Genomic DNA, 15,970 nt, shown 5'->3' on the forward strand with positions numbered 1-15,970 from the left:
CATGGATTTATATTTTTTAGGGACTGGAGCCGGGGTACCCTCTAAACAACGTAACGTCTCCTCCATTGCCCTACAATTACTTCAAGAGCGAGGAAGTACATGGCTATTTGATTGCGGAGAGTCCACACAACATCAAATCCTACATACGAATATAAGACCCAGACGTATAGAAAAAATATTCATTACTCATTTACATGGAGACCATATCTTTGGGTTACCAGGTTTACTAGGCAGTCGTTCATTTCAAGGAGGAGACACACCTTTAACCGTATATGGTCCAAAAGGTATTCAAGCCTATTTGGAAACATCTTTAAGTGTTAGTGGTACAAAACTAGCCTATGATCTACAAATTATTGAGGTTGAAGAAGGAACAATTTATGAGGATAACCAACTAACAGTACGTTGCTTTGCTTTAGAGCACGGAATGCCTAGTTTTGGTTTCTGTGTACAAGAGCACGATAAACCAGGGGAATTACTGGTCGATCGTTTAAAAGAAATGGGTGTACAACCTGGCCCAATCTATCAAAAGATTAAAGAACAACCTAGTGTTATTTTGGAATCAGGTAAGGAAATTCACCGTAAAGATTTTGTAGGGAAGCCTAAAAAAGGGCGAAAGGTATGTATTTTAGGAGATACACGCTACAAGGAGCACTTAAAGTCTAATGTTAAAGATGCTGATGTACTCGTCCATGAGGCAACATTTGCAAGCGAAGATGAGAAGAATGCTTATAATTTCTTCCACTCTACAACAAAGCAAGCTGCTCAATTAGCCAAAGATGCAAATGTACAAAGGCTGATCTTAACTCATATTTCATCTCGTTATCAAAACGAGGCTGTTGATCAACTGATGCATGAAGCTAAAGAGGTCTTTTCAAATAGCGAGATTGCTTATGACTTTTTCCAAACTCAAATTTTATAGGAGGATGTTATGAATATCCCTCAACTTGTAAATACACAAAGAGCGTATTATCACAAGGACCTAACACGACCTTTTGATTTTCGGAAAGAACAATTACTAAAGCTGAAGAAAATGATCCAACAGAACGAAACAGATATCATTCAAGCTCTGAAAGCTGACTTAAATAAATCAGAATTTGAAAGCTATACTTCTGAAATTGGTTTCTTGTATGCCGAAATTAACCTTATATTGAAAGAACTTAAAACCTGGATGAAACCGACTAAGGTTAAGACACCTACATCTCATCTCGGTTCAAAAAGTTATATATACAAAGAACCCTATGGTGTAAGTCTTATTATCGCTCCTTGGAATTATCCTTTCCACCTTGCCTTAGCTCCTGTAATTGGTGCTATTGCTGGCGGAAACACAATCATCCTAAAGCCATCTGAACTTACCCCATCCATTTCGAATTTGTTAAATAGGCTTATATCAAAAACCTTTGATCAAGAGTATTTTGCAGTTGTAGAAGGAGCAGTTGAAGAGAGCCAGGAGCTAATAGAGCAGCAAGTTGACCTTATCTTTTTCACTGGAAGCGTACCTGTAGGCAAGATTGTCATGGAAAAAGCGAGTCAAAACCTCACCCCTATCCTATTAGAATTGGGTGGCAAAAGCCCTGTTATTGTTGATGAAAAAGCTAATCTGGATCTCGCTGCGAAGCGAATCGTGTGGGGAAAATATACTAACGCAGGCCAAACGTGTATCGCTCCTGATTACTTATATGTACACCGTAATGTGAAACCTGAACTTTTATCAAAAATGAAGCAATATATTAAAGAGATGTATAGTGAAACCCCATTATTAAATGAAGAATATACGCATATTGTGAACCATCGACATTTCAAGCGATTAACACCTTACTTGTCTGAAGGAGAAATTGTAATAGGCGGAGGCATAGACGAAGAAAACAAGATTATAGAGCCTACCATACTAGATCATATAACATGGGAGGACTCTGTCATGCAGGAGGAAATTTTTGGACCGATTCTCCCTGTTCTTACCTATGATGATATCGATGAAGTCATTTCACAAGTTCGCTCGAATGAAAAGCCTCTAGCATTCTATTATTTTTCTGAAGATCAGCAGAACCAAGAATATGTACTAAATCATATCCCATTTGGTGGCGGATGTATTAATGATACGTTATTTCACGTAGCAAACCCCTACCTCCCTTTTGGCGGCGTAGGACATAGCGGGATTGGAAAATACCATGGGAAGGCTAGTTTTGATGCATTCACAAATGCAAAGAGCATAGTGAAACAAACAACGAAATTCGATTTTTCTTTTCGTTATCCAAATACCAAAAATGGCCTAACTATTATTAAACGATTATTGAAATAACACATTATAAAAAGTGCCTGGAAGCGTCCATTTTTCCAGGCACTACTATTAAAAAGGGGAAATGGCATTTATAAAAAAAGGGAAACGACGATTAAAACGCTTATTCTGCTTTCATACCCATAGCGTTCATTAAGTTACTGTCACCACGAAACGCATTGATAACCTCTAATCCTTCACTCACTTCATTATCAGAAGCATTTAAAGCATTTACAGGATGGAAACATGTGATTCCAGTGAAACAACTTAGATCTACTTCCACACACACACCTGTACGACGGAAGTTTTCAAATCTTAATAAGCTTGAATCACATCTCACTGGAATAAGAAGTTCAAGAATCGCACAGCACTTTGTGTCTTCCTTAATCTTTTTCACACGGAAAAACGGTGAAGGGATTGGTCCACTACAACCATCACTGAAACGTTTTACTCCCCACCCAAAGTAAGGTAGTAAGCCAGCGAATGTATTCTCACATCCACATAAGAGCATAAACGGGATCGTATCTGCTCCATTACCACCAGTTGGCGATACTAGGTCACGAATAGATTGTTCACATGAACCACTATCACAACAGTTGTTATCAACTGCGTCCTGAGCATCGGCAATACGACGGACTTTGTCACAAACACATTGCTCTTTTTTGCATTTACAACTCATCTTTTCACAACTCCTTTTCTTCAGATTACCCGTAGGTAGTAATAGAGTATGTGATGTGACCGGAATAGTATGGGGGTTTGTCTCTAGTAAGTTTAATTGTACCTTTGTCCATGAGAAAGATTCACTAGTTTCCTAAAAAACACTCATTCTAAGATTTTTCTCTGATATACACATGATTACAATGGATTGCATCTCCTAATGTAATAATCCCATAAGAGTAGTAAGGTAACTTTCTTTTATCTGTTAACGATCCAGGATTAAACATTAGCGTCTTGTTATACCAACGAGTAAGTGGTAAATGTGAATGACCAAAAATGATCAAATCAACCTCTTCTTCATGAAAAGCTTCTATGACCCGTTTTTCTGTTGTTTTCTTTTCCCCATGACCATGCACAACACCAATGCGATACCCTTGAAATTCTAGAATAATTTTATCCTTCATAATCTCTGTTATTTCTTCTCCATCTACATTTCCATAAACACCATAGACTTCAGCATATTTCGATAATTCATTGTGTAAATCAATCGAACTCCAGTCTCCAGCATGTATTATTGCATCAGTATCCTCAAGATCCGCTAGGACCTGTCTAGGTAATCCACTCCCCTTCTTAGGCATATGGGTATCAGATAAAACCACGATTTTCATAACATATCTCTCCTTCTACATGACCTTTAATTGATTTGAATGGTTTTCTTTATTATAAAAAAGGAAATATAATAAAAGAGACCACTTATACCTTGCTACTTATTTCGAAAGGATTGAGAAATATAACAACTTTATGCTTAGTAAGACACGGTGAAACGGATTGGAATAGACAAAGAAGATTACAAGGACAAGAAGATATACCTCTAAATGAATTAGGCAGAAAACAAGCACACGAAAGTGGGAAACACCTTAAACATGAATACTGGGATGGAATTGTATCCAGTCCCCTATCAAGAGCATACGAAACAGCTGAGATTATCCAAAAACACTTGGATCAAACACTTACCATTCAAACGCTCGATGAGTTTAAAGAGCGAGCTTTTGGAGAAGCATCTGGTTTAACGTTTCAAGAGTTACATGAAAAATACCCTGATCGCAATTATTCTGGTCAAGAAGAATGGGAAGAATTTAAAACAAGAGTCTTCAGTGGACTTGAGAAAATTCAAAATGATTTTAAAGGAAAAAAGATTCTGTTAGTCGCTCATGGAGCTGTAATTAATTGCATGTTAAGTGTTCTTTCTAATGGTGAAGTTGGCTCTGGAAAAACAAAACTCATTAATGCGTGTATAAGTAACTTAGAACACATCGATGATATGTGGAACATCAAAAGCTATAACGAGACTAGTCATCTTTCTCAATTCCAATCGCATTAGAATGTAGAGAGGAAGATTCAAATGAAAAGGATGATTTTACTCTTATTGAGTGTAATCATGATCTCAATTCCCTTAGGCTGTAGTGTTCAGTCTCAACAACCATTTTCTAAAATGGAGATTACCAAGGCTGATCAAAACATTAAACAGTTTATTGCCCAGATACAGGATAAAGGGGTTTACTTATTTGGTGATCAGCTTGATTCAGACCAATATTATGTATTGTTAGATGGCGTAGATCGAAATAACAATGACGAACACAGTTACTTTTCCAACGTTTACACGGAGATCAAAGATGGCACTTTAAATATATTTTATTCCCAATCCACCCAAAGTCAAAATGGCGATAAACAACTTCTGTTTAAAATTGATAAAAAACAATTCAATGATGACTACGATAACATTAAGCTTTTTAAAAACAATAAAGGAACAGCATTCACCTCTATTGTCGTACAGAATAATACACCATAACCCCCATTAACACATTGCTATATAAAGTAATGTGTTCTTTTTTGTATTAAAATTACCTTTTTATCAAAAACTAAACAAAAAACAAGGAGGTTATCGCTCATGTCACAGCCTTATTTATGTCCAAATTGTAAAACAAACCGTACAAGATTCAACCTGATTGAACAGGTTTCAAAACCAATTAAAATGGATCCTCAAACGGGTGAAACTGTGGAAGAATACACGAATGATAACTTAAGTCCGATGCATATGAAATATAATGGAAGCGAATTACGTGTTCAATGCGCTGCATGTGGTGTTATTGAAGATGAAATTACATTTATTAAACGTGCTCAGTTAAATCAGAGTGTTTAATTAAATAAAGAGGTGATGTTATCAAACGTCACCTCCCTCCCAACTACCTCATCTTAAATCACCTCCTGCCCCAATAACAGAAGACACTAATTCGAGGCATTGATTTTTCCGAGCCATGCCCTTTCCTTTTAAATCTATCATCCTACTGTGCTAGAATGATGATAACTCCTATAAGAAAGGATGATGATCTAATGAAACAACTAGTATTTATCCAAACAGGAATGGGTGTTGATGTACACGGTCAAAATGTAACAAAGGCCTCTGTACGAGCTATTAAAAATGCAATTCATTCAAATTCCATGCCTGGTATTCGTGAAAGTCTACCTGAAAAATCCTTAGATAACATGAAAGTTAATATTAAACTAGCAGTACCTCGTGATAAGGAACTGCTTGACTACGAAGAAGTTAAAGAAACGATTCCATATGGTCATAAATCCGTAGAAGTAATAGATGGTGGAATGGCAACGACAAGTGGAATCGAGCTTGAAGATAAAGATGATAAAAATGACCTTATGTATATCGTAAATGCTTCAGTAGAAGTAGGTTACTAAAACTCCTACAAATGTGGGAGTTTTGAAAATATAAACTTTGATAAAATAATTTCGAAACTCCCATATGAAAGGGTTGATCAAATGTTTAAGAAAGTGGCATCTGATGCACTAGGTTTAAGTGATGTCGGTAAAGTTATTAAGCGAGAAGATTTTGATAAAGTTGATGCTGATGACTATGTCATGCATGAAGACGATGAACAAATCTTCTTTCTAATAAAGTCTCAAGCTGATGAGTATTGCTTTACAAATAAAGCTCTTATTCATGTAGACGGAGAAAGTGCTGCAAGTAAAAAACGTACATTACGTCGGTATGACTATTACAGACACACCATTTCTAACGTTGAACTTGAAACGGCTGGGACTGTCGATATTGATGTGGAAATCAAGTTCTCTTTAGGAAACACACAGTTCTCCATTGATGTACACAAAAACCATTTGGAAGAATTAAAAGACCTTTATAAGGCTCTATTAAAAATTGCTGAAATTGAACGAGATAATGATATTTATCTTAACTTCTCAAAACAAAGCATTGATTATGCATCAAATACACTGAACCGAACGGAGGCTACTGAATCTAGCCTTTCTGAAGAATTCAAAGCTATGAACCAACATGCTTTCTCATGGTTGATGGAAAACAAAGAGAAGTACACCGTTAAAGACTTTGGTTATGTATTTGAGCGCTATATTAATAACTAAAACCATTATGATCCTGGCCTTTTAATGGCCAGGATTTTTAAATATTGACTTTGAATACATATATGTTATGATGGTATATAGTGCTTTTAAACGAGGAACGTTAGAGGCATGGGTAAAACCCGGTATTAAGCATATTCATATTGAATTTTTTACGGTAAAATCATCTGGCATCCTGTGAAAACATTAAAACTGTTCCTTATTTTCACTGGCACGACCGAGGAGTCGTAAGGATGAAAGAGAGGTAGGGCTTTCATTATTTAAGGTTTTCTTAGCGAAGCACAGAGATCTACCGCGGCAGCAATAAATAGATAGCGGAGACAACCGCTAATAGATAATAACAAACATGATTTGAAGTAAAACCATATGAATGAACCATAAGGCGAATCCGTTTATCGGGTTCGCCTTTTCCAATTTCACAGGATCTTAATGGTCAATCGGTGGTACATCCTTTGGGTTAAATTCTTTTAAGGAAACCAATAACTCGTCTTTTTCATTCACAGAGGCAAAAAATACTCTTTTTACATCGGGAATATGTTTTTTCGTTAACTCTTCTCTTAACCATGATTCATTTCTTCGTATATGCCTCAATAAATTATATTGAATTTCTCCATCTAAAATAACAGGTATATCATAACTATGCTGAGGAACTTGAACGTTCATATCCTCTCTTAAAACCCCTTCTTTTAAAGGATTTAACCGAACAGACATCTTGCCATTAGCCTCAATAACTGCCATTTCTACATCATTAATATTAAATACATCTTTCTCTCGAAGCATTTGTAGAATATTATCAATGGAATAATTTATTCTCTTCAGGTTATTCATGAGAAATTGACCATTGTAAATGACAATGGTGGGTTCAAATGTAAATAACCGTCCTATTTTTCTGTTATTCATTTTGAGAAATATAATGAACTTCTGTAAAAGAGCAATAGCTATAATGGCAACTACGGTATGAATATGATTAATTTTCGGGTCTGCGATATCCGCTCCAACAACAGATCCCAAAACAAGTACTACAAGAAAATCAAAAACCGGTAATTCTCCTATCGATCGTTTCCCCATAAACAATCCCATCATAAGTAGCAAGGGTAAAATGGTTACAATTCTACCTAAAACGACCAGGGAATCTGTTAATTGTGACATCTATACTCCACTCCTGTTTATAAACAAAATATAATGCTAAAAAAGGCGAATCAATCATGGATAATGACTCGCCTCTTTACTCACTATTTATTAAATTTAGAAACATCTAGAGCAATTGTATTATTGTTATTGTATTGCTCTGCAAGACGTTCTGCTTCCTCTGCTTTTTCTTCCTCAACATGCTGTCCTGAATATGACTCAACTCTAGCTTCATTCATTTCCTTTACTTCACGATCCCTCTTCATACTCATTGACCTCCTTACCCTTTCATTTTGTGCATGACTTTTTCCATTTCATTGACTAAAGTAGATACTTCATCAACTTGTAGCGGAACAGGTAGTTGATCATTTAGAATCATTGTACATACCTCTCCTTTTTGCTGTTGAGATTGCAAGTATTGAGATAGTGCTTCTAATTGTTCCTCGTCAAAGACCGAATTTGTATTTAAATGTTTGATATTTGTCAATACAAATTCTTGATCTTCATTTACATGCCCACTCATCATATTCCCATTAAATTCGTACATCTAGCTTCCCACTTTCCTACCCAGTGATAATATTAGTTTGGCATGAGTCTTCTTGATCTATGCACATACAAAAGGTGCGGATACACATTATGTATCCGCACCTTTTGTAGTTATTTATTTAGTTCACTAAGTCATGTTTAAATGCATAAATTACTGCTTGTGTCCGATCATGCACCTCAAGCTTTCCAAGTACATTGCTAACATGAACTTTGACTGTTTTCATGGCTATATAGAGTTCATCAGCAATTTCTTGATTGGATTTCCCTTCAGCCATAAGTTTTAACACTTCTTTCTCTCTTTCTGTTAAATCCTCATGAAGATCATTTTGCGGTTTTGTCCGCATTTTATTCATGATTTTCCCGGTTACTTCCGGCTCTAAAATAGACTGACCTTCATACGTGGCTCGGATAGCGTCTGCAATCTCATTCGCTTTAGAAGTTTTCAACATGTAGCTTGTTGCTCCCGCTTCAAGTGCCGGATATACTTTTTCATCATCCAGGAAACTTGTAACCACAATAATTTTTGCTTCAGGCCATTTTTGAACAATTTCTTTCGTAGCTTCAATTCCGTCCATATGATCCATAACGAGATCCATTAATATGATATCCGGCTTATGCTCAAGGGCTAAGTCAATCGCTTCCTGACCGTCATCTGCCTCTGCAATGACTTCAATATCAGATTGAGAAGATAAGTATGCTGAAACACCAATTCGAACCATTTCATGATCATCTGCAAAAAGCACTCTAATCATCTTGCTCACCATCCTTTGCTCGGTATGGAATTTTGACTTCCAAACGTGTTCCTTGATTCTTTACGCTTACGACCTTTAACGTCCCTCCGACTTCTAAGGCTCGTTCGTTCATATTTTGTAATCCATAAGAACTTGTTTTTTCCTCTTCCATATTAAAGCCTACACCATCATCCATGACACGCATGATGACCATATCATCCCGTTCAATTAACATCGCATTTAAACTGTTGGCCTTGGCATGTCGAAGTGTGTTCGAAACCGCTTCTTGAAGAATTCGAAAAAGCTGATCTTCTATTCCTTTATCTACGTTAAGATCTTCAATTTTCCAATCAATCTCTATAGGAACTTTTTGTGTTAATTCCACGAGTAATTCTTCCATTCCTTCTCTCAGGGACTTCCCTTTTAAAGCAGCTGGTCTTAAGTGAAGTAATAGTGCTCGCATTTCTAATTGTGATTGCTGAATCATTTTCTCCACCATATCCAATTGTTTTTGTATGGCCGTATTTTTCGCTTCATTTGAATCATTCACGGCTGACATCATCATCGAAGCTGCAAATAGTTGCTGACTAACAGAATCATGAAGCTCTCGAGCTAAACGATTCCGCTCTTGAATAACAACCTCTTGCAAGCTTTGCTCTCGTTCATGAGCTCGTTCCGTGGCCAGCTTTTGAGAGAGTTCAGCTTGCTGCTTAAGTTTGCTTTCAAGCTTCTGCAACTGTTCCTGCAAATAAAAGAACTCATGATAGGACTCACCCATATCATTAGAAAGCTTTTGCCCCTTGATTAGTTCATCTAAGCGATAACTAATTTTATAAATACGATTTCTCCAAAACCAGCCATATATAGCACCACCAATTAAACCTCCACCTAGTGAAACAGATATAACGAATAGCCAATAAGGAATATCAAACGTTTCTTTTTTCCATATATCTGAAAATTGCTCTAAAGGAAACGTTAGAAAAGTTCCCGCTAATAAAAATGAAGTGAGCACAAATGAGAAAAGCAACCCTGCTAAGGCCTGACGTAACATCATATTCGCTTCACCTCAATGTTCCCAGACATTAAGGAGGTGATAATTTTCACACGTGGCTTATCACTAGCGTAATCTGTTGTTTGATATGACAATTGATGATTCCACAAATTCATGTGATATTGCCCAAGAATATTGGCTCTCCCTACTAAGGAGCTATGTTGTATGCTCACTTCGACTTCGTAAGGAACGTAAATTTCAATATTTCCTATAAAATGTCGAATAGAAATAAATGAATCATCCGGTAATACTGTATTACTCAGGTCTAACACACGATCTCCAAAGGTTCCTTGAATATTTACGTCATGCCATTCATAGGCATTCTCACTAGTGACTTGGTCTCCCCACAGTCGCTGTTGCAGAAAAGGTTTCATTTCAAGTAGAGCTTCTGTATGGTCTGTGTTATGTTCTGGCGTTTGCCACTTAATCGGATCTTTTGTGGATTTATAATATTCTCTTAAGATAAGGATAAGTCCGATAATAATAATAAAACGTACGGCCATCATATTAATGATCGTAAAGGTTAAAAAGACAATGCCTACCCAAAATAGAATCTTACCAAGTGAACGATGAAAATTTCTCCACCCAAAATAAACCATAATCCCAAAGATAACCACTGAAAAAATGAGCACCTTATTAAAGAAAACAATCTCAATTATAAGGAGGATCACCCCAATCATGAGGATCCAATTGATGTTTTTTGTGCTTATTCGATTAAACATGGTGGCTCTCCCCCTTTGTTTGATATGTAAGTAAGAAAAGCGTAAGCGCCCGTTTAGCAACGAAGGGACTGGACTGAGCCCGTAGTACGATTAACCAAACTTGCTGATTGGCAAGCCGACAGGCGCAGACAGAAGCTTAGTTGCCGTGGTACTTTTACTTAGAAATTTTAACTACGTCGACTTTCTTCCTTGTTAAAATTTCATGTCTCAAACGTGTAAAGGAAACACGATGAACCTTGGTGAATCGATGTTGACTTATCGTACGGAGAAAGTGATAAGGATAAGGAAGATCGGTTAAGTTCGTCACGTCCTGTGACAACGTCGATCTGACCCACGTCGTGTGGGCCCAAGTCCATTCGTTGCTGGGCGCTGGAGCTAGACATCTAAGCGTCGTTACAACTTTCTTCTTTATTCCTGAAAAAGACGCAGCTATCTGCGCCTTTTTAAGCATAGCATATTTCTTCTACTTCGATGCAACGCTTTCTTGTTCCTTCATTCTCTTTTCTAATTGCTCAATTTTACTGTCAAATGTATTCCGATAGTAGGCACTATTTACTTTATGTTCAATGTTTTGCATGTATTGATCTAATTCGGAAAACTTAGAATAAGGGTTCTCAGCAGATTGATCCATTACATGATTGATACGGTTGTGCGCACGAGCAATGTTCTCACGTCCCATTAGCTCCATACGTTTCAAACGCATATCCTTTAAACGATGCTTCATTTCTTCATATTTTTGCTCAAGGCTTTCGAGTTGCTCTGAAGCTTGTTGGCGCATTTGATCCATTCGATCTGCTCTAGCTTGGTATTCTTCATATTCTTGAATTGCAAATTGATACATGGATTCTTCTCCGGCTTTTTGAGCTACATCTGATTGCTTTTTACGTTTATCTGCCATCTCTTTTGCCTGGTGATATTCACGAGTGAACTCCTCTTTCAAACGATACTGACGTTCAACAAGCTTACGTACTTTTTCGGTTTCCTTTTCACTTTCGCGAAGATACTGATTCAGTTTAACAATTGGGTTTTGTTCCTCTTTCTCATCTAACATGCCATGAATATCTGCTGAAATTGTGTCTTTGATTCGAGAAAATAAATTCGCCATCAATAATCTCTCCTTTTAGTATTTATTTAGTTCAGCCCATTGCTTTTCAAAATTTACAAATGGGTCGTCTTGCGTTTCTTCAGTTCCAATGCCGTCATTTCGTCTCCACTTTTTATAAATGATATACAGCACATATGCCGCCGCTACACCTACAACAGCATAGATGTTGGAAACCGTGAAACTTAATACGACAAAGCCTAGAATCACCCACAAAATTTTCTTCGCTGTGGAATCTGTTTTCATAAATTGTTTAAAGATCACGTACAACAACCAAACTCCTGCTGCAAGCATGATCATAGGACCAAGATTCGCCACCAATACTGCTAGTGCGACTAGCCCAGCTATAAACCAAAGAAATTGTTTCATCATTATTGCCTCCTCTCTGTGATCTTGTCTTTATCTTACCGAGTTATGAAGCTTCACATAATGATCCTGGGATATATTTTGAACTAAGCCTTTAGACGTATAAGCATGTAAGCCTCATGAATTCATCGCATTTCCAGCATGTTTTTTCTCGTCGTGTAAATACTATACCAGAAAGGCGCAAGCGCCCGTTTAGCAACGTATATGCTGGACTGAGCCGCAGTAAGATAAAGGAAACACGAAGAACGAAGTGATTCGATGTTGACTTATCTTACGGAGGTGAGGGAAGCATACTAGTTGCTGGGCACTAGAGCTAGACATCTAAGAGTTACAATGCTTTTATAAAAAGTGAAAAGGAGGGAGCTTATATGCTTACTTCACAACAACAAGCCTCTTTCAAGCAAGAGCTACAAAAGCAAAAACAAGAATTGCTCTCTCATCTAGAGCAAAATGATCATTTTGACCTTGAAACGGCATCCGTTCATGGGTCCGTAGATGAATTATCGAATTATGACAATCACCCTGGTGATAATGCCAGCTATCTATATGAGCGCGAAAAAGATATTGCTTTAAATGAGCATGCTGAAGATGAGTTAAAAAACATTAATCATGCTCTAGAGCGTATGAACCAAGGCACTTATGGTCAATGCGAGGAATGTGGAAAAGACATCCCGGCTGAACGTCTTGAAGCATTACCTACAACGACTTTTTGTATAGAACACAGCCGTGACCAAGAAGAACATGAACGTCGTCCCGTTGAGGAAGAAATAATTCAACCTGGATTACGCCGAGAATCAGATGAGGAATCTGGAACAAACTTTTACGATGCAGAAGACTCTTGGCAAGATGTAGCACGCTATGGAACATCTGAGACGCCTTCTGATTTCTCAGGACAGGATATCGATGACTATAGTGATACCTACATTAATTCAGATGAACCCGTTAACTATGTAGAGGATTATGAAAACTTTACTGGTGTTGATATGTATGGAAAAGAAGTGAAGGTGTATCCCAATCCTTCACATGAAGAATATGAAGAAGACCTCGATGAATCAGGTATGATGTCTGTAGTTGGAGAGCTTCACTATCATGAAACAGATGGGTACGTCGATGAGAAAGCAAAGGAAGAAGAAGAGGATAACTTTTGGAAATAAATAGAAAAACAAAATCCTACCTCATTATGGGTAGGATTTGTTTCTTTAGTCATGATTTTTTAGTTCTTTTTCCATATCGCTTTCTCTTTTACCCTTAGCCGAAACATCAATAGCTGGAGTGTTGTTATATAAATAATGATGAGCTAAAGATTCACCTTCAGTTTGACCATCATCTCCATCTTGGTTGTTAAACGCCTTATTGATTTCAATATTGGCATTGAAAGCTTCAGACATTTCATTATGGGTTTCTTCATTGTTCTTACGTTTTTTTGACATCGATCATCCCTCCTCTTAGTTGTTAGTATTTCTAAAAGAGGTACGTTTACTCAAGAAGGAGTTAAACTGATTTCAATATCAATTCCCCTATAGGACTTTAACACTTGATTCTATTTTTTAAACGTAAAGCATTTTGAATGAGGTTATCTTAGGAACGCATGATATTTAACATAGTTACGCAAACTATGTTATCGAAAGGAGGCATCACGATGACGAAACGTAAAGTCGCACATGATGCAGCATTACGCAACAATAATACCCCTACAGAAAGCTTGGAAAATGTTGAGCTTACCAACGAATCCAAGAACCGTGAAGATATGCAACGCGCAGCTAATCGTAATTCGAAGCAAGGAAGAAAAGGTAAAAATGACTTGTAATGAAGAAAGACCCGTTTTTAAGCGGGTCTTCTATGTATGGTTTATCAGGCAAGTTATTAAAAAATCACACATTAAACATATCCATCATAAACTTCCCCATCCCTCTTATCAGATAAAACACTAGTCGAATTGGTAAAAATAGAAGCTCAGGTAAAAGAAACAATATATCGAATAACATATCAACCCAATTATATACACCTAATTTTTTTCTTTCTCTTCTTCTCTCTTTTCTTTTTCGCCAAATCCCCACTGTTTTACCCCTCCTTCATATTTACTAATTTATTCAGTTGCATGATCATTAAAACCTTTTTCATTTGAGACTTATACTCTTACTTTACCGCTTCAAAGTAACCTGATGATTTAGTAACTGATATTACACCATTATGTCTCTTTTTCACATCCTCCAGATACTGTACAAATTGATCTAATAAACCGTCATTTAGAAAGGCTTTCAATTCATAAGTTGTAGACTGTAAATAATCTATTATCGGTTGGGTTTCTGGAATGTCTAATTGATCTTCAAACTCCGTAGATCTAACTTTAGTAAAATGCTTAAGAAGTTTATCTTCTCCGTTCTCCAATCCAAATGCATCGGCATGAATGTGAGCAGATGGATATCCTAAAAGTTGATCAAATCCTTTTACGAGTTCTTCAAATTCTTTCAGATGGGAGTTTCCAATTGTAGAACAGTAAAAAATTCCGTCATCTTTTAACACTCTATGTACTTCACTCAATGCTTGGTCAAGATCTTCAACGTGATAGAGCATATGATTGGCAATAATGACATCAAATGAATGGCTCTCAAAAGGAATCTCTTGAATATTAACTTGTTCATATGTAAATTGATCATGAATGGGTAACTGTTTTTTGAGGTCTTCTAACATTCCGTGTGAAAAGTCAGTCAGAGTGATATTCCAACCAGAAGATATATGCTGTTGATTTTTCAACCAAAATGCCCCATTCCCACAACCAAGTTCCAAAACACTACTTCCCTCTGGTATTTGATACTGTTCAAACAACCATTCATGCCAATCTTGTGAATTTGTACTATACAGGTCATGAATTTTTATTCGAGCATTTAAATTCGTTGAGTTTTTATATTGGCTTTCTATACTTTTCATTATATATCCCCCTGTTCATTTACGTATCTCCTCCTTTATTCGCGATTCTTATCTAAGCAACCTTCCAAATTCTAGTATTACAATGACTAAAAAACACCGCCAATGATAGCGGTGTTAGAAGGTAAGTATTATATATCCATTGGTGTTAACGTTTCACCTGTTTCCATAAGACTCTTCAGGTTACTGATAATTGCTGGCCATCCGTTATTTAATCCCATGAAGGTATCATCTCTCTCAAAGAAATCGTCTTCTTTTAAGTTTTCGTGTAAAAGGGTTAACTTCACTGTTTCGTTAAACTGTTTAAGTTCAAATGTCACCACAGTTGGTTTTTCACGTTCTGAATCATCAACATGATTCCAAGTAAACGTTAAAATCTCATGTGGTTTCGACTTAAGTACTTCCCCAAACACATCCAATTCACCATTACCTCGAAAGTATTTCACCTCAGAACCTTCCTGCCAGTCGGACTGTACCTTTGTACCAAAAAAATACTTTTGAGTAAATTCTGGACTTGTTAGGGCTTCCCATAATTTTTCAGGTGACGTTGCAATATACGTTACGTACACAAAAGATTGATCACTCATCATTTTCCTCCTCCAATTGATGTTTCATATCATCTAACACTTCCATTCGATGGTGGTTATATTTGCTTATCCACCGATTGTAAATGTCCCCTATAGGAGCTGAATTTAGATAGTGTAGCTTTTCTCTTCCACGGCGAACTTCAATGACTAAATTGGCTTCAGCTAAAATAGTTAGATGTTTTGTAACAGCTTGTCTCGATATATCTAGATGTTGGACTAATTCATGTAAGGTTTGTCCGTTTTTCAAATACAGTTGATCAAGTAATGTTCTACGATTTATGTCCGCTAACGCTTTAAAGACCTTATCTATATTCAAGCCCCCCTTACTTTTTCATTATATGCAACTATATGGTTGCATACAAGTCATCCAAATAATTCTCCCTTTACCCTCTATCGCATTCTTCCTATGACCTTTATAATAGATAAGCATGAATGAATT

The 15,970-nt window shown here is 36.8% G+C and carries 24 protein-coding genes; 9 read left to right on the top strand and 15 right to left on the bottom strand.

The genetic code is table 11. The annotated features are described in order from the left end of the window. The first annotated feature begins 1 nt into the window (after nt 1). Together rnz and H514_RS0105485 are read left to right on the top strand one after the other, a co-directional pair. Nucleotides 2–919 carry a ribonuclease Z gene (gene rnz / locus H514_RS0105480; protein ID WP_027446061.1) on the top strand — a complete coding sequence of 306 codons (918 nt, stop codon included), beginning with the start codon at nt 2–4 and terminating at the stop codon, nt 917–919. 9 nt (nt 920–928) lie between these two features. Further along, the gene (locus H514_RS0105485; protein WP_027446062.1) at nt 929–2,296 is read left to right on the top strand and encodes an aldehyde dehydrogenase; all 1,368 of its coding nucleotides are present in this window, start codon (nt 929–931) and stop codon (nt 2,294–2,296) included. 100 nt (nt 2,297–2,396) lie between these two features. On the opposite strand, the gene H514_RS22555 is transcribed toward H514_RS0105485, so the two are convergent. Then, nucleotides 2,397–2,951: a CotY/CotZ family spore coat protein gene (locus H514_RS22555; RefSeq protein ID WP_051255043.1), complete on the bottom strand. Its 555-nt coding sequence runs from the start codon at nt 2,949–2,951 to the stop codon at nt 2,397–2,399. Nucleotides 2,952–3,099: 148 nt separating this feature from the next. Continuing rightward, the gene (locus H514_RS0105495; RefSeq protein ID WP_027446063.1) at nt 3,100–3,597 is read right to left on the bottom strand and encodes a metallophosphoesterase family protein; all 498 of its coding nucleotides are present in this window, start codon (nt 3,595–3,597) and stop codon (nt 3,100–3,102) included. Between the two features lie 122 nt (nt 3,598–3,719). Between H514_RS0105495 and H514_RS0105500 the strand changes: the two genes are divergently transcribed. From H514_RS0105500 to H514_RS0105520, 5 genes are all read left to right on the top strand, one after another. Beyond that, nucleotides 3,720–4,310 carry a histidine phosphatase family protein gene (locus tag H514_RS0105500; RefSeq protein WP_027446064.1) on the top strand — a complete coding sequence of 197 codons (591 nt, stop codon included), beginning with the start codon at nt 3,720–3,722 and terminating at the stop codon, nt 4,308–4,310. 21 nt (nt 4,311–4,331) lie between these two features. Next, entirely contained in the window at nt 4,332–4,778 is a 447-nt protein-coding gene (locus H514_RS0105505) for a hypothetical protein (RefSeq protein WP_027446065.1), read from the top strand. A gap of 99 nt (nt 4,779–4,877) precedes the next feature. After that, nucleotides 4,878–5,129: a hypothetical protein gene (locus H514_RS0105510; RefSeq protein ID WP_027446066.1), complete on the top strand. Its 252-nt coding sequence runs from the start codon at nt 4,878–4,880 to the stop codon at nt 5,127–5,129. A 191-nt stretch (nt 5,130–5,320) separates the two neighbouring features. Continuing rightward, a complete protein-coding gene (locus tag H514_RS0105515; RefSeq protein WP_027446067.1) occupies nt 5,321–5,680 on the top strand; it encodes a Lin0512 family protein in 360 nt (119 codons plus the stop codon). An 81-nt stretch (nt 5,681–5,761) separates the two neighbouring features. Beyond that, the gene (locus tag H514_RS0105520; protein ID WP_027446068.1) at nt 5,762–6,376 is read left to right on the top strand and encodes a PH domain-containing protein; all 615 of its coding nucleotides are present in this window, start codon (nt 5,762–5,764) and stop codon (nt 6,374–6,376) included. A 423-nt stretch (nt 6,377–6,799) separates the two neighbouring features. Here the strand turns inward: H514_RS0105520 and H514_RS0105525 are convergent, their stop codons facing one another. The 8 genes from H514_RS0105525 to H514_RS0105565 form a co-directional block, all read right to left on the bottom strand. Next, nucleotides 6,800–7,522 carry a DUF421 domain-containing protein gene (locus tag H514_RS0105525; protein WP_027446069.1) on the bottom strand — a complete coding sequence of 241 codons (723 nt, stop codon included), beginning with the start codon at nt 7,520–7,522 and terminating at the stop codon, nt 6,800–6,802. Nucleotides 7,523–7,605: 83 nt separating this feature from the next. Further along, nucleotides 7,606–7,767 (bottom strand): hypothetical protein, encoded by a 162-nt coding sequence (locus H514_RS24580; protein WP_154657332.1) that lies wholly within the window; start codon nt 7,765–7,767, stop codon nt 7,606–7,608. A 14-nt stretch (nt 7,768–7,781) separates the two neighbouring features. Continuing rightward, nucleotides 7,782–8,048: a hypothetical protein gene (locus H514_RS0105535; protein WP_027446070.1), complete on the bottom strand. Its 267-nt coding sequence runs from the start codon at nt 8,046–8,048 to the stop codon at nt 7,782–7,784. Between the two features lie 118 nt (nt 8,049–8,166). Next, nucleotides 8,167–8,799, bottom strand: a complete 633-nt coding sequence (locus H514_RS0105540) for a response regulator transcription factor (RefSeq protein ID WP_027446071.1) — start codon at nt 8,797–8,799, stop codon at nt 8,167–8,169. Beyond that, the gene (locus tag H514_RS0105545; RefSeq protein WP_027446072.1) at nt 8,792–9,832 is read right to left on the bottom strand and encodes a sensor histidine kinase; all 1,041 of its coding nucleotides are present in this window, start codon (nt 9,830–9,832) and stop codon (nt 8,792–8,794) included. Before H514_RS0105545 ends, H514_RS0105540 begins: the two co-directional genes overlap by 8 nt. Next, entirely contained in the window at nt 9,829–10,551 is a 723-nt protein-coding gene (gene liaF, locus H514_RS0105550) for a cell wall-active antibiotics response protein LiaF (RefSeq protein ID WP_027446073.1), read from the bottom strand. The genes H514_RS0105545 and liaF overlap by 4 nt, the downstream gene beginning before the upstream one ends. Nucleotides 10,552–11,014: 463 nt before the next feature. Continuing rightward, nucleotides 11,015–11,656 carry a PspA/IM30 family protein gene (locus H514_RS0105560; protein ID WP_027446075.1) on the bottom strand — a complete coding sequence of 214 codons (642 nt, stop codon included), beginning with the start codon at nt 11,654–11,656 and terminating at the stop codon, nt 11,015–11,017. Nucleotides 11,657–11,671: 15 nt separating this feature from the next. Next, nucleotides 11,672–12,022: a lmo0954 family membrane protein gene (locus H514_RS0105565; protein WP_027446076.1), complete on the bottom strand. Its 351-nt coding sequence runs from the start codon at nt 12,020–12,022 to the stop codon at nt 11,672–11,674. A gap of 365 nt (nt 12,023–12,387) precedes the next feature. Between H514_RS0105565 and H514_RS0105570 the strand changes: the two genes are divergently transcribed. Further along, nucleotides 12,388–13,173 (top strand): TraR/DksA C4-type zinc finger protein, encoded by a 786-nt coding sequence (locus tag H514_RS0105570; RefSeq protein ID WP_027446077.1) that lies wholly within the window; start codon nt 12,388–12,390, stop codon nt 13,171–13,173. Nucleotides 13,174–13,218: 45 nt separating this feature from the next. Here the strand turns inward: H514_RS0105570 and H514_RS22560 are convergent, their stop codons facing one another. Then, nucleotides 13,219–13,449 (bottom strand): hypothetical protein, encoded by a 231-nt coding sequence (locus H514_RS22560; RefSeq protein ID WP_036842173.1) that lies wholly within the window; start codon nt 13,447–13,449, stop codon nt 13,219–13,221. A gap of 209 nt (nt 13,450–13,658) precedes the next feature. Between H514_RS22560 and H514_RS24945 the strand changes: the two genes are divergently transcribed. Then, complete coding sequence (locus tag H514_RS24945) at nt 13,659–13,826, top strand: hypothetical protein (RefSeq protein ID WP_027446078.1); 168 nt, start codon at nt 13,659–13,661, stop codon at nt 13,824–13,826. A gap of 64 nt (nt 13,827–13,890) precedes the next feature. On the opposite strand, the gene H514_RS0105585 is transcribed toward H514_RS24945, so the two are convergent. The 4 genes from H514_RS0105585 to H514_RS0105600 all read right to left on the bottom strand — a co-directional run bounded on the left by H514_RS0105585 (nt 13,891) and on the right by H514_RS0105600 (nt 15,847). After that, on the bottom strand, nt 13,891–14,076 hold the full coding sequence (locus H514_RS0105585) for a hypothetical protein (protein WP_027446079.1): 186 nt from the start codon (nt 14,074–14,076) through the stop codon (nt 13,891–13,893). 79 nt (nt 14,077–14,155) lie between these two features. Then, nucleotides 14,156–14,947, bottom strand: a complete 792-nt coding sequence (locus H514_RS22565; protein ID WP_051255044.1) for a class I SAM-dependent methyltransferase — start codon at nt 14,945–14,947, stop codon at nt 14,156–14,158. Nucleotides 14,948–15,075: 128 nt separating this feature from the next. Continuing rightward, a complete protein-coding gene (locus H514_RS0105595; protein WP_027446080.1) occupies nt 15,076–15,531 on the bottom strand; it encodes an SRPBCC family protein in 456 nt (151 codons plus the stop codon). After that, the gene (locus H514_RS0105600; protein WP_027446081.1) at nt 15,524–15,847 is read right to left on the bottom strand and encodes an ArsR/SmtB family transcription factor; all 324 of its coding nucleotides are present in this window, start codon (nt 15,845–15,847) and stop codon (nt 15,524–15,526) included. Before H514_RS0105600 ends, H514_RS0105595 begins: the two co-directional genes overlap by 8 nt. Nucleotides 15,848–15,970: the final 123 nt, after the last annotated feature.

Source organism: Pontibacillus marinus BH030004 = DSM 16465, assembly GCF_000425225.1.
Classification (GTDB): Bacteria; Bacillota; Bacilli; order Bacillales; family BH030062; genus Pontibacillus; species Pontibacillus marinus.

Bases quoted from the DNA above. Each gene is read 5' to 3' on its own strand.
- rnz (WP_027446061.1), top strand. From the start codon at position 2: ATGGATTTATATTTTTTAGGGACTGGAGCCGGGGTACCCTCTAAACAA.
- H514_RS0105485 (WP_027446062.1), top strand. From the start codon at position 929: ATGAATATCCCTCAACTTGTAAATACACAAAGAGCGTATTATCACAAG.
- H514_RS22555 (WP_051255043.1), bottom strand. From the start codon at position 2,951: ATGAGTTGTAAATGCAAAAAAGAGCAATGTGTTTGTGACAAAGTCCGT.
- H514_RS0105495 (WP_027446063.1), bottom strand. From the start codon at position 3,597: ATGAAAATCGTGGTTTTATCTGATACCCATATGCCTAAGAAGGGGAGT.
- H514_RS0105505 (WP_027446065.1), top strand. From the start codon at position 4,332: ATGAAAAGGATGATTTTACTCTTATTGAGTGTAATCATGATCTCAATT.
- H514_RS0105510 (WP_027446066.1), top strand. From the start codon at position 4,878: ATGTCACAGCCTTATTTATGTCCAAATTGTAAAACAAACCGTACAAGA.
- H514_RS0105515 (WP_027446067.1), top strand. From the start codon at position 5,321: ATGAAACAACTAGTATTTATCCAAACAGGAATGGGTGTTGATGTACAC.
- H514_RS0105520 (WP_027446068.1), top strand. From the start codon at position 5,762: ATGTTTAAGAAAGTGGCATCTGATGCACTAGGTTTAAGTGATGTCGGT.
- H514_RS0105525 (WP_027446069.1), bottom strand. From the start codon at position 7,522: ATGTCACAATTAACAGATTCCCTGGTCGTTTTAGGTAGAATTGTAACC.
- H514_RS24580 (WP_154657332.1), bottom strand. From the start codon at position 7,767: ATGAAGAGGGATCGTGAAGTAAAGGAAATGAATGAAGCTAGAGTTGAG.
- H514_RS0105535 (WP_027446070.1), bottom strand. From the start codon at position 8,048: ATGTACGAATTTAATGGGAATATGATGAGTGGGCATGTAAATGAAGAT.
- H514_RS0105540 (WP_027446071.1), bottom strand. From the start codon at position 8,799: ATGATTAGAGTGCTTTTTGCAGATGATCATGAAATGGTTCGAATTGGT.
- H514_RS0105545 (WP_027446072.1), bottom strand. From the start codon at position 9,832: ATGATGTTACGTCAGGCCTTAGCAGGGTTGCTTTTCTCATTTGTGCTC.
- liaF (WP_027446073.1), bottom strand. From the start codon at position 10,551: ATGTTTAATCGAATAAGCACAAAAAACATCAATTGGATCCTCATGATT.
- H514_RS0105560 (WP_027446075.1), bottom strand. From the start codon at position 11,656: ATGGCGAATTTATTTTCTCGAATCAAAGACACAATTTCAGCAGATATT.
- H514_RS0105565 (WP_027446076.1), bottom strand. From the start codon at position 12,022: ATGAAACAATTTCTTTGGTTTATAGCTGGGCTAGTCGCACTAGCAGTA.
- H514_RS0105570 (WP_027446077.1), top strand. From the start codon at position 12,388: ATGCTTACTTCACAACAACAAGCCTCTTTCAAGCAAGAGCTACAAAAG.
- H514_RS22560 (WP_036842173.1), bottom strand. From the start codon at position 13,449: ATGTCAAAAAAACGTAAGAACAATGAAGAAACCCATAATGAAATGTCT.
- H514_RS24945 (WP_027446078.1), top strand. From the start codon at position 13,659: ATGACGAAACGTAAAGTCGCACATGATGCAGCATTACGCAACAATAAT.
- H514_RS22565 (WP_051255044.1), bottom strand. From the start codon at position 14,947: ATGAAAAGTATAGAAAGCCAATATAAAAACTCAACGAATTTAAATGCT.
- H514_RS0105595 (WP_027446080.1), bottom strand. From the start codon at position 15,531: ATGAGTGATCAATCTTTTGTGTACGTAACGTATATTGCAACGTCACCT.